Here is a 12,203-nt window from a genome sequence, read left to right on the forward strand (position 1 = left end):
ACGATAGCGGTCATAGAGAGGGTCAAGGTCGATATACCGTTCCTTTCCCGTTATTCCCCCTTGCCGCCGTTGCCTTTTCCGCCATCTTTGCCTTTATCACCATCTTTGCCCTTACCGCCATCTTTGCCTTTGCCGCCATTGTGGTCCTTTCCACCATCGTGGCCGCCGTTACCTTTTTCACCATCTTTGCCTTTTCCGCCATTGTGGCCGTTGCTCCCTTGCCCGCCGCCGCTGTTGCAGTTCGGCGCAACAGCCGTCGGGGAGGAGGTGAACACATGGGTGCCGCTGCTCACACGGAACACGCTGTACCCCGCTTCATCTCTCAGATGCTGGGCCCCGCAAGGTGCCGCCACCGTGTCACCGGAAGCGACCGGAACCGACACTTCGGCGGTCATGCTCACCGGTACCTTCACAGTAAGCGTCGTAACACCGTTAACGGCCGTCCAGCCGGACGACAGAGTTCCGCCAGCGGTCTGGTAGCTTGTGGATGCATGACCCAATCCCTCGGGAAGGTACGGCTTCACCTTCGCCTCGCCGGAGACGGCGCCGAGGTTTGCGAGTCCGGCTACATCAGCGTACATCCAGTCGACGACTGTCCCAAGGAACGGATGGCCCTCCGAGCGGCTCCAATCGCCCCACATTTCCCACAGAGTCGTCGCGCCGTCGTTCATCCACTTCCCGTAGCCAGGGCTGGTCGTAGTCGTCGCAGCCGCAAAGGCTGTGTCAATGTGGCCGTACCGGGTTAAAACGCTCCACAGCCACTTTGTGCCCAGCACACCTGTGTTCAAATGGTTATTGCGCGCTGTAACATCAGCGGCGATGCTGTCGGCGACCGCCTGCTCGGAACCGGCCGGCACCATGCCGAACGCGAGCGGCAGCACATTGTTAGTCTGCCAATAGGAAGCGCCCGGCGCCGTTAAATACTTTTGTGAAGCCGCATTGAAGTAGGATGCGTTGAAAGCATTCTTCATCTGGGTGGCGCGATTGGCATAAAGGGTTGCATCGGCGCCATGACCAAGTGCATTCGCGATTTCCGAGAACTGCTGAACGCTGCGGTAAGCATATGCCTTGCCAACGAGCTGCTTGTTGTCGTTATTGTTGCAGACAGCGGCGTCACCCGGACATACCCAGTCGCCCCACTGCTCATGCTCCGCTCCGAATTGCGACCATTCAAATGCGGCATAATTGCGCAGCTCTGTGTAGCGTGCCTCCACGGCATCCTCCGCACCGTATTCGGTGAGTAGCAACTGCGCCGTCTCTGTAAACGCATTCGCCCACGCGCTGCTGCGGAAGCCGGCTGCTTCTGTCGGTGCAGGCGCCCAGGCCGGCACATCACCGTCGCTGTGCTGCGAATCCGCCATGTCGTTTAACCACTTCATGTACACCTGTTCGGCGTCGAAATTACGAATCATGGCATTTTCCATCAGATGCCCGTCGCCAAGCCATGGCAGCTTCTCGTTGTACGAGCCGTCGGTTGGAACAGCCATGACGAGGTTGTTCAACAGCGTCTGCCGCGCTGCGTCGTGCACCCAGTTCAGCACGGCGTTGCCCGAACTAAACGCTCCTACACTGGCAATGTCGTTATGCATGCGGAGGGCGAGTACGGTCGGCGGCGGGCTTCCGTTTGGCAGGCCGCTAATCTCAATATACCGGAACCCTTTATACGTATATGACGCCGCCCATGTGAGCGGGCCTGACCCGTCGCCTGTAACGAAATCATCCTGATAACGTCCGCTCGCGATGTCCGGGCGCCCATTGGCCAGCCGCTCGGTGTAACGCACCGTCGCAGTCACTCCTGCCGGCAAGTCTAAGGTAACCCGGGCAGTGCCCGAAATGTTGCGTCCCACGTCGTAAACGTAGACGCCGTTGGCCGGATTGGTTACTGCGACCGGGTTCAGCGTTTCCGTGACGCGATTGGGCTGCACCGGGTTGAACTGCAGCAGCGCGCCCTCATTAGAGGTAACCTGAGCCGTTTCCCAGCCGCTGTCGTTGAAGCCGGGGCTGCTCCAGCCTGGCTGCTTCAACGTGGCTTCATAACCTTCCGCATCAGGGGTGACGTCCAGCGTCGTTCGACTTGGGCCAAGAACGGTCTTCCAGCCGCTGCCCGTAATGATTTCCGAGGTGCTGCCGTCGGCATAACGCACCTTTAGCAGTGCCCTGGCGCGCAAAATGCCGTTCCAGCCTCCCCAATTGGACTTAGGCGACCAGTTGTTGACGCCGTCAAGCCATGCCTGACCGAGTCCGATGCCGATTGCGTTGGCCCCGGCATGCACCTGGTCGGTAACATCGATGGCGTCGTAGAATGTGCGCTCGTCGAACTTCGTCATCCCGGAACCGATACGAATGTCTCCGGCGCGTTCGCCATTAACCTCTGCTTCGTATGCTCCAAGGCCGGAAATATACAAAGTCGCCGAGGCAATCGGCCGGTTCTGTACCGTAAAGCCCGTGCGGAATTGGGGCAGCGTCAGCAGCGTGCGGTCGCCCCATGCGGGCGGCTCGGCGATGTCGTACGTCGCAACCGTCGTCGGACCGCCGATTGCAGTGTTGTTCGCGATCGACAGCGAGTACGCGCTCATAAAGGCGACCGTCCGCTGCGTGCCGTCCACGACGACGGACTTATCGCTGCGGGGGTAGATTTTCAACGCCGACACCGTATGGATGCTTCCCAAATCAATCGTGATTATCGCGGCGGGACTCAAAGTCCGCGCTCCGGAAGGGGGCCAAGAGGTCCAGCCGGTGGAGGCGACATCATTGGTCGTCTTAACGCCGTCTCCAAGCAGATGCGGGCTCCACGCCCCGCCAAGGCTGCTGTTGGCCGAAAATGTGGCGTTATTCGCGAGGTTTTGGCCGTTCTCATCCAGCACCTCAATCTCGGCCAGCTGCAGGAAAAACGACGTTGGCGCATCCGGCTGTTCGACGGTGACCTTCGGCACCGTCAGCGTCAGCAGCCGCCCGGAAGGCTGGGAAGGCAGATTGATCGTGTATGGGTTTCCCGGGTTCGCATAGGCTGGCGCAACAACGGCATCGTCGTTGGCAATGACAGTGCCGCCGTTAGGCTGGGCCGCCACATCCGCCGTAACATTAAACTTAGTGGGGAAACCCGCGCTGCGGCCGCTGGCAGAAGCGACATCTGTTCGCGGGTATAACACGACTCGGTCAAATGTCTGCACGGAGCCAAGGTCGAGCTGAAGCGTGATAGGCGTAGACAGATTTGCACTGTTGTGCGGCGCGGATGACCAGCCGCGTGCCCATGACGACTCTGACGACGTAAATCCGTCCTTTAGAGCGCCGATTGACCAGCCGTTACTTTCATCCGACTCTGACGCGGTGATGGCGGCGTACCGCGCGGCATTGGCGCCGCCGTTGCCGTTTTTGACCTGGATCTCCGACAGCTGAGCCCGGAAGTCGTTAGCTCCCGCTGGCATCTCGCCGATGCCGTAGATTGAAATCGTCACCGTGCGGCTGGTGACCGGTCCGCCCGGGAAAATTACTGTGACAGGATACAACGTGCCAATTTCAGAGCCTTGACGCGATGTAGCCCAGTCCTTGTGCGTGATCCAGTTGGCGCCATTCCAGTCCGCATCCGTAAACATACCGGTACCAAAGGCGGCAGCGTCGCTCCACGCGTTTGGATTTTCGGAGCCGTCAAATACCCTCACCTTCCATGTGTAGCGCGACTTTGCCTGCAGCGGCTGGCCGCCGTACTTGACCGATGAGATTCCGGGCTTTGTCAGCCTACCGCTCGACCACACTACGGCGCCTGTGCTCGAAAGCACCTTCACCTCCGCGCCACTGACAGCAGCTCCAGCGTTGGGGGAAGAAAATCGCCACGACAGCGTAGGCGTCGGCGTGTCGATTCCAAGCGGTGTATCGAGTCCCTGTACCTGAAGGCCATCAACGCTAATAGATTGGTTTACAATAGTTCCGATTGAAGCATTTGCTGTAGCATCAAAGATCATAGCAACTGCAAGACTGACAGCAAGCAGACCGGTTAATGTTTTTTTCACAAATGGCTTGAGCAATGCTCCCTCCGCCTTCACATCAGCCAATAAATAAGCACTTTCCCCCTTCAGTCTTTTGTACCGGTTAGGCCTGTGTATCATTGCTCATGTCCTCCTTCGCCGCTCGAGGATATAAAAAAAGAGAGAACGCGCACCGTCTGCGCTCCTTCTAATATTAGATCAGCCATTGCCGCTCCGGCTATTTCACAATCTTGACGTTACTTGCACATTGCCGACTATTAGGGAGGACAAATGTACGACTATCCCATGATATGTCCAGCTTCCGCAGTAGCACATTTATGCTATTAACATTTCATATCATTAACTATAAGCTTGATTAATTAATATCCATTTAATGAACATGTTTATGAGAGCATGAAAAAGCCTTTGCCATCCGAAACGGACGGCAAAGGCTTTATACTACAGATTGCGGCGGTGCTTCCCCGCGCCTTGGAATCGGCACCGTCAACAGATCATACCCAACATAGGACTCGGGAAACACGGAACGTGCTTCCTCAATCAATTGCGGTATGTCTTCTTCACGGTAGCGGCTGCTGATATGGGTCATAAAAAGCCTCTTCACGCCGGATTCAGACGCTGCCTGCGCTGCCTGCAGCGTCGTGGAGTGGCCGTATGCAGCAGCTTTTTCCGCCATATCGCCCTGAAAGGTAGCTTCATGCACAAGCAGATCCGCTCCCTGCGCCAACCGCTCCACACCGCCGCACGGCACCGTGTCGCCAAGGATTGTCACGATGCGGCCTTTAAGCTCCGGCCCCGATACATCCAAGCTGCGGACAAGCTGTCCTGCCGGATTCACAACGTCCTCGCCGTTTTTAAGCCGGCCAAGCAACGGCCCGAACGGCACGCCAAGCGAGCGAGCCTTAACCGCATCCAGCGTTCCCGGTTTATCCTTTTCGGCGACACGGAACCCCCAGCAAGGAACCCGATGGTTCAGCTGCTGCGCATCTACGCTGAAGTCATCATCCTCGTAAATAATTCCCTCCTGCAGCTCGGACACAATCAGCTCGTAGTCGAGATGAGTGCCGGTCAGACCAAAGACGGCGTCCAGGTATTCCCGAATTCCTTGCGGACCGAACAACCGCAGCTGTCCCGAGCCGGAATGATAGGAACGGGTGCTCAGCAGGCCAGGAAGCCCGTTAATGTGATCCCCATGCAGATGGGTTATGAACACAGCTTCAATCTTGCTCAGCTTAAGCGCTGTGCTCATCAGCTGATGCTGAGTCGCCTCTCCGCAGTCGAACAGCCAAACTGCGCAGCGCGGCTGGGGAAGCGTCAGCGCCATCGAAGTCACATTGCGCAGCCTCGAAGGCCTGCCTGCCCCGGTTCCCAGAAATGTGAGTTCCATCGTTCGCTTCCCCTTTCTTTTAACGCTCCGCCACGCGAACAGAGCTTGGCGAATACCGGTTGTTAACTATAATTCCAGGCCGCTATTGCCCCGGCCTTTTAGGTTAATCATTATGCTTTATCGACGTTGAAATATTGCGCCTCTGGATGGGCAAATACCATCGCCGAAACGGACGCCTCCGGTTCCATCATAAAACCTTCCGTGAGCTCCACCCCGATATCTTCGGGTTTCATCAGCTCAAACAGCGGGCCTTGATCCTCCAGATTCGGACAAGCCGGGTAACCAAACGAAACCCGAATACCCTGATAACGCGCGCCATGGCGTTGTTTCATCGTCATTTCCGGCGGATCCGGATATCCCCATACATCTCTCATCATATGGTGAACGCGCTCCGCAAGACCTTCCGCCACCTCAAGCGCAACCGCCTGGAGAGCATGGGAACGCAAGTAATCGCCCTTGTCCTTCCATTGGCCGGCCAGATCTCTGACTCCTTCGCCCGCCGTGACGACGAGGAAGCCGACATAGTCCATCACGCCGCTTTCCACGCTGCGCAGGTAGTCCGCCAAACAAAGGAACGGCTCCACCTGTTGGCGCGGGAAGCTGAAGCGTTTCAGCACTTTGGATGTATCCTGCGGATCGTAAATGACAATATCGTTTCCATCCGATTGTGCCGGGAAGAAGCGGTACATGCCATGCGCTTTAATAATTCCGTCACGGGACGCCTCGAACAAAATCGAATCAACCGTATCTTTAAGCGACATCACTTTTTCGTCCCGCTGTGCAAGCAGCTCTTCTACTTTGCCGCGCACGCCCAAATGATGGCCGAGCAGCATCTGCATATTGACATAAGGTACAATTTGCGGAATCGGCACGTTGCGCAAAATATGACGATCCAGATCCGGCGGAATAAACACCGGCGCATCTTGTGAAATCCCGCTGCGGACCGCGCGCGTCAGCTGCGGCAGCTGCGGCTTCTCTTCCACCGCCACGGCGCCGGAAGCCTTCAGCTCGGCAAGCTCACCCTCCATAACGGAGCGATGTTCCTTGTTCATCAGCTTGTTGGCGAGATCCAGCCCGTCCATTGCATCCTTTGCATAAAGCACCAGTCCATCGTATTCGGGGCTGATGCGAGTTTTGGTAAATTTGCGGGTCAGCGCCGCGCCGCCTACCATAATTGGCACATGGATGTCGGCGTTGCGCAAATCCTGCGCCGTAATGACCATCTGCTGCGCGGATTTGACGAGCAGGCCGGATAAACCGATAGCGTCGGCTCTTTCCTTACGCTGTGCCTCAATGAGCTGCTCAGGCGGCACCTTGATACCAAGGTTTACGATATGATACCCGTTATTGGCAAGAATGATTTCAACGAGATTTTTGCCGATGTCATGAACATCGCCTTTAACCGTCGCCAAAATAATTTTCCCTTTAACCGAGGATTCCGTTTTTTCCATAAACGGCTCGAGATGGCCCACCGACGCTTTCATCACCTCGGCGCTCTGCAGCACCTCGGCTACGATCAGCTCGTTGTTGTTGAACAGCCGTCCAACCTCGTCCATCCCCTTCATAAGGGGTCCGTTAATAATTTCGAGCGGGCTGTACTTCTGCATTGCCAGATCAAGGTCAGGAATGAGTCCTTCCTTTGTGCCTTCCACCACATAGGAAGCAAGGCGGTCTTCCAGCGGCAGGTTGGACACTTTTTCTTTTTTCTCCACCTTTTTCTCGCGGAAAGCAGCGACAAATGCAGCCAGAGTATCGTCATTGGTGCGGTAGATCAAATCTTCCGCCAGCTTGCGCTCATGCTCCGGAATGGAGGCGTAACGCTCCAGCTTTTCCGTATTGACGATGGCGTAGTCCAGTCCGGCCTTGGTGCACTCGTATAAATAGACGGAGTTCAGCACCTCGCGCCCTGCCTCCGGCAATCCAAAGCTGATGTTGCTTATACCTAGTATTGTATGGCAGCGCGGCAGCGCCTGTTTAATCAAACGGATGCCCTCAACCGTCTCTTCGGCGGAGCCGATGTACTGCTCGTCACCTGTGCCGACCGGGAACATGAGCGGGTCAAAAATAATATCCTCTGGCTGCAAGCCATACTTGTTGACCAGCAAATCGTAGGAGCGCTGCGCGACAGCCAGCTTGTCCTCCCGTTTAATCGCTTGTCCGCTCTCGTCAATGGTGCCGACAACAACGGCGGCTCCGTACTTGTGAATAAGCGGCACAACATGCTCAAACTTTTCTTCGCCGTCCTCCAGGTTGATCGAGTTAATAATCGCCTTGCCCTGGGAGTATTTAAGCGACAGCTCAATTACTTCGGGATCAGTCGTATCGATAACGAGCGGAGCTTTTACCAGCTTAACGACGATCTCCAAAAACCGCTGCATATCCTCGGTCTCGTCACGGTCAGGGTCTTGTAGACAGACGTCGATGACATGTGCGCCTTTTTTCACTTGGGCACGTGCTATTTCCGCCGCTTCCTCGTATTTGCCTTCCACGATCAGCCGTTTAAACTTCCGCGAGCCAAGCACGTTTGTGCGCTCGCCGACCATGTACGGACGGTTGTCCTGTTCAATATAGACCGTCTCAATGCCGGATACGGCAGGAGCATGCGATCCGCTGCGCTCACGCGGAGGATAAGCGGCCATCGTTTCCACTAACGCGCGGATATGTGCCGGAGTTGTGCCGCAGCAGCCCCCGGCAATGTTTAGCCAGCCCTGCTCGGCGAATGCGCCCATTTTGATCGCAAGAGATTGCGGAGATTCATGGTATTGGCCGTTTTCATCCGGCAAACCGGCGTTAGGATAACAGCTGATTGCCGAATGCGAAATTTCGCTCAGCGTCCGGATATGATCGCGCATGAATTCCGGTCCGGTTGCGCAGTTCAGACCGATTGAAATCGGCTTCAGATGCTCCAGGGAAATGTAGAAGGACTCAATATTTTGTCCCGCCAGCGTTGTGCCCATCGGCTCAATTGTGCCGGATATCATCAGAGGCAGATGAATGCCAGTCTGCTCGTATGCTTGTCGAATCGCAATGCTTCCCGCTTTAACGTTGAGCGTGTCCTGGGAAGTTTCCAGCAGCATGGCGTCCGCGCCGCCTTCAATAAGCGCCACTGCCTGCTCCAGATAACTCGCAACAAGGCCTTCAAAGGTGACTCCGCCTGTAACGGACAGCGTTTTGGTCGTTGGTCCAATCGCGCCCACCACAAAACGCGGATGCTCCGGCGTGCTGTATTTATCGGCCGCTTCACGGGCAATCCGGGCTGCAGCGAGATTGATCTCGCGCGCTTTTTCCGGAATATCGTACTCGGCAAGCACCACGCTGGCGCCGCCGAACGTATTGGTTTCAATCAGGTCCGCTCCCGCTTCCAAATACTGCTCGTGAATCGTACGGATGACGTCCGGACGTGTCAACACGAGCATCTCGTTGCAACCGTCCAGCTCTTCGCCGCCAAAATCGTCGGCAGATAAATCCGCCTGCTGAATCATCGTGCCCATCGCACCATCCATAATGAGAATGCGTTTTTCCAGCATTTCGTGCAAAGTCGGCTTCGACAAAATTCTACACCCTTCCCCCCGAAAATCATTAACGTTTAGTGTAGCAGAAGATGGGACAAGTGAAAAGAACTCTCATCGACTATGCAGGGGCTGCTTTTACGCTCTTTCGATTTCGGCAGTCTAATATAGGCTGAACGATTCACTCTATTTGTCCATTTATTCTCTAGCTTGCTGAAATAAGATGATTTATAATAGGGGGTAAAGAAGTATTCAATTCATACCCATTGGAAAAGAGGGATTTAAGCCATGGCTGAAATTCGCATTCGTAATACGAACGAACGCATTTCCGGTTACGAGCAAGTAAAAGCATTTCTGGATTCTCAAGAGGTGCTTTACGAGCATTGGGACAAAAACAAGCTTGATGAATCGCTGCGCGAAAAATTTGTCCTGACCGATGAGGAAAAATCCCGCATTCTTGAAACGTACGATTCCGAGATTCGCGATCTTGCGAGCCGCCGCGGCTATCAGATCTGGGACATTATTACGTTGTCGGAATCCACGCCGAATCTGGAAGAGCTGCTTCTGAAATTCGAGAACGTCCATACGCACACGGAAGACGAAATTCGCGCCATCACAGCTGGACGCGGCATTTTCATTATTAAAGGTAGCGAAGAAGTCGGTTACTTCGACGTTGAGCTTGAAGCCGGCGACGTCATTTCCGTTCCGGAAAACAAACCGCATTTCTTCACTCTGATGGATAACCGTCAAATCGTAGCCGTTCGCCTGTTTATTGAAAAAGACGGCTGGATTGCTCATAACTACGCTGACCCAGAGTTCCAGAAGGCCTAATTTCGTTCATGCAATAATAAAACGGACCTGCGCTCCTCATCGGGAGTCAGGTCCGTTATTTGTTATCCGAGCAGCGGAATGAGCTGGTCTAGACGGGAGATTTCATGGGATGGAACAATTTCGTCCGTGCGGGTTTTGCCATCGCGATTCACCCATACACTCGTCATGCCAATCGTGTTGGCGCCGAGAATATCCGTTGTAAGCTTGTCCCCCACCATTATTCCGTCTTGAGGATCAACACCAAGGCATTCCAGCGCATGACGGAAAATACCGGCATCAGGTTTACCCATGCCATAGTTGCCGCTGATGATGATTTCGTCAAAATAAGGCGTAAGCTCCGGCACGCCAAGCAGCTTTTCTTCCTGCAAATCCGGCGTTCCGTTCGTTAAGAGCAGCAGCTTGTACTTGCCCTTGAGCGCATCCAGCACCTCAAATGTCTCATCGTACACAATTGGCCGTTTGCGGCGTTCCGCAGGAAAACGTTCTGCAAGCTCGGCGCCCAGCTCGGCATTGTCGATTCCCAAAGCAGCCAGTCCACGTGTCCAGGCTTCTTTGCGGTAGCCCGGCGCAAGCTGCTGCAGCTTGCGGAACGATTCATGCTGACCCCCTGTGAAGTTGGCCCAAAGCCCTTCAAACGGGTTGATGCCGATCATCTTGGTGAAATCGAATGTCTCATAGGAGCTGTAAAGCTCTCTTGCCTCAGCGCGCACAGCTTCCTCCAGCTTGACCGGATCAACGCCTGAGCGCTCCTGAGCGTAGTCGCATGTTGCACGGAACGCCTCCTCGACACTTCGCTCGTCCCACAGAAGCGTATCATCCAAATCAAATAAAACCGCTTTTTTCGCCATCTTCCCCGTCTCCCCCGAGCTGCATAGAGTATATGAAGTAAAACGTACAAACTGCGTCTTTCCGCTTACTGTTTGTGAAAAGGAATGCCGTGAGCAGCTGCCATAGTCTCCAAACGATCGCTCATCGGCTCGATCGGATAACGGTTCAGCATTCGCGAGAACACCCAGTTTCCACCCTTAACCGGCTGAATGATGACATAGCCTTTTTGGACGGAAATACTTTGAATTTGATCCTTGCCCAGCCGTTTGTCACCCATCATGCGGCGTGTCTGCACATGATCCGGCCCAACCTGCAGGTATGGCCTGCGGAGGAAAAACATCAGCGCAATCAGGGAATAACCGGCGATGACCATCCAGTTCATCGTATCTGTGCTGCCGCTTGCCGCAGGCTTGTCGCCGGTCATCGTAATGATGGCGTAAAGAATTACGAACAGCAGCAGCAAAATCGGCGAAATAAAATTCCTTCCTTTAAATCGGGCCGGAGCATTCGGATTGGACTTGTCCCCAATCGGAGAAAACGGCTCCTGGCCGGTTTTTTTGCGTTGTTTGTTAATCTGCGCCGAATTGCGGCGTACCCTGCGTTCCCATGAGCGTGACAAATTTGTTGACCTCCACATGTGTAATTAAGACTGTCATTTTAGCTTAAAGGATCAATTCTCTTTATTCGGTTCTTCGTCCGTCCATTCAATGCTGTCCAGCTGCTGCCTGAAATTGCGCTTGAAGTTATCCAGGTACTGCTTGCGAAGCTGCGTGCGCTCTATAACTTCATCAGGCGTCAGCCCGATTGTTTTCTGCTTTCGCGCCAGCTCGTTGATTCGAGCGATAAGAGCGTCGATATCCACTTGCGATTCCTCCCCCCGTTTGAAAAAATCCTTTTCCTTCTAACTTTGAACGATAGGAAGTGACATGTCAAGAATACGAAAAGCCCCCTGCAGGAAACTCAGGCGGCGATTAAAGTCAATTAGAATGTAAAGGGATGTAGAACGTTAAAAGGCAGGGTTTAGAAATTAAAGAGCCGGAAAGCCGATTCTCCAGTAGCTTTAATGTAACTGATCTCAACTCGCAGAAGGTATGATGAGCTGATCGCCTGGTGTAATGGTCGTAGAGGATAGTCCATTGCGTTTTTGCAGACGGAACACGCCTTCACGTGTATCATCTGAAATATTATAAGCCGCTGCAATCGACCAGAGAGTGTCCCCTGTCGTAACCGTAATGCTACGTTCATTAGGACCCGCAGGAGATACCTCAGACCCGTTTGCCTGTGAGAATCCCCAGAGAGTGGACAGCAGCAGTACGAACAAAAGCGCAGCCGCAAACCATGGTATGAGCTTGCGAACCGTGTGAATCCCGCCAGTGCGGCTAAAGGAGTATGAAGAAGCTGCGGCAGCGCCGCTGCGGGAAATGTTTGAAGATAATGTTGTGGATTTCATTGAATCGGCGGTGGCGACAAGGCTTGTCCCACTGCTGCTGTACCCTGATAACGTCAACATGAGAATCACTCCCAAACGTTTGTTCTGGTGTTAGATTAACACGAACGCCTGTTTCCGTCAACGTAATTTTGGAACATTTGTTCGCAAAATGTTTGCGCAATAAAAAGCTTCCTGATTTGACCAAAAGCGAACAGCCGTTTCTCGAACTTATGTTTGTG

Annotated in this window: 8 protein-coding genes; 1 reads left to right on the plus strand and 7 read right to left on the minus strand. The window is 54.3% G+C overall.

Translation table 11 applies throughout. The features are described from left to right. Positions 1-50: 50 nt before the first annotated feature. The 3 genes from M3223_RS16375 to metH form a co-directional block, all read right to left on the minus strand. A complete protein-coding gene (locus M3223_RS16375) occupies positions 51-4,103 on the minus strand; it encodes a family 78 glycoside hydrolase catalytic domain (RefSeq protein WP_251563429.1) in 4,053 nt (1,350 codons plus the stop codon). Positions 4,104-4,416: 313 nt separating this feature from the next. Continuing rightward, positions 4,417-5,367 carry a ribonuclease Z gene (gene rnz, locus M3223_RS16380; RefSeq protein WP_251563431.1) on the minus strand — a complete coding sequence of 317 codons (951 nt, stop codon included), beginning with the start codon at positions 5,365-5,367 and terminating at the stop codon, positions 4,417-4,419. A 110-nt stretch (positions 5,368-5,477) separates the two neighbouring features. Further along, complete coding sequence (gene metH, locus M3223_RS16385) at positions 5,478-8,918, minus strand: methionine synthase (protein WP_251563433.1); 3,441 nt, start codon at positions 8,916-8,918, stop codon at positions 5,478-5,480. Positions 8,919-9,164: 246 nt separating this feature from the next. Here metH and M3223_RS16390 point away from each other — a divergent pair, with 246 nt between their 5' ends. Next, on the plus strand, positions 9,165-9,707 hold the full coding sequence (locus tag M3223_RS16390; RefSeq protein ID WP_251563435.1) for a cupin domain-containing protein: 543 nt from the start codon (positions 9,165-9,167) through the stop codon (positions 9,705-9,707). 62 nt (positions 9,708-9,769) lie between these two features. Here the strand turns inward: M3223_RS16390 and M3223_RS16395 are convergent, their stop codons facing one another. The 4 genes from M3223_RS16395 to M3223_RS16410 form a co-directional block, all read right to left on the minus strand. Continuing rightward, positions 9,770-10,555, minus strand: a complete 786-nt coding sequence (locus M3223_RS16395; protein ID WP_251563437.1) for an HAD family hydrolase — start codon at positions 10,553-10,555, stop codon at positions 9,770-9,772. 65 nt (positions 10,556-10,620) lie between these two features. Further along, positions 10,621-11,154 (minus strand): hypothetical protein, encoded by a 534-nt coding sequence (locus tag M3223_RS16400; RefSeq protein ID WP_251563439.1) that lies wholly within the window; start codon positions 11,152-11,154, stop codon positions 10,621-10,623. A gap of 51 nt (positions 11,155-11,205) precedes the next feature. Beyond that, the gene (locus tag M3223_RS16405; RefSeq protein ID WP_251563441.1) at positions 11,206-11,397 is read right to left on the minus strand and encodes a DUF896 domain-containing protein; all 192 of its coding nucleotides are present in this window, start codon (positions 11,395-11,397) and stop codon (positions 11,206-11,208) included. 213 nt (positions 11,398-11,610) lie between these two features. Then, positions 11,611-12,045 carry a LysM peptidoglycan-binding domain-containing protein gene (locus tag M3223_RS16410; RefSeq protein ID WP_251563443.1) on the minus strand — a complete coding sequence of 145 codons (435 nt, stop codon included), beginning with the start codon at positions 12,043-12,045 and terminating at the stop codon, positions 11,611-11,613. Between the last annotated feature and the right edge of the window lie 158 nt (positions 12,046-12,203).

The organism is Paenibacillus pasadenensis, assembly GCF_023715725.1.
GTDB classification, from domain to species: Bacteria; Bacillota; Bacilli; order Paenibacillales; family Paenibacillaceae; genus Paenibacillus_O; species Paenibacillus_O pasadenensis_A.